We start from the raw sequence: 255 nt of genomic DNA, 5'->3' as shown, positions 1-255 counted from the left end.
AGCCACGCTTTCTCTGTTCTTCATAAAAAGGCTTCCAGGCCGGCGTACGGCTCCCGGACATAGCCGCGTTGTGCAGCAACCGTCGGGCTTCTGGATCGCCGCGTTTGGTCAATCGACGAGGTCCATCCCTTTGCCCTGATTTGGATACTCTCAGGTCCAGCCCAAGAAACGCGATAAAGGCGTTCGCTCCGCTGAACTCGCCTCGCTGAAAAGAAGTGACCAAACGAGCTGCAGTCAGAAAGCCGATACCCTCTA

The 255-nt window shown here is 56.1% G+C and carries 1 protein-coding gene; it reads right to left on the bottom strand.

From position 1 onward, the window contains the following. Positions 1–255 (bottom strand): IS110 family transposase (locus tag RGM3321_RS00035; protein ID WP_244390990.1); only part of this gene is annotated, 255 nt, incomplete at both ends.

It is taken from the genome of Pseudomonas sp. RGM 3321, assembly GCF_022836805.1.
GTDB lineage: Bacteria > Pseudomonadota > Gammaproteobacteria > Pseudomonadales > Pseudomonadaceae > Aquipseudomonas.
The sequence above is the reverse complement of the archived record's forward strand: the minus strand, read 5'-3'. Positions and strand labels throughout refer to the sequence as shown.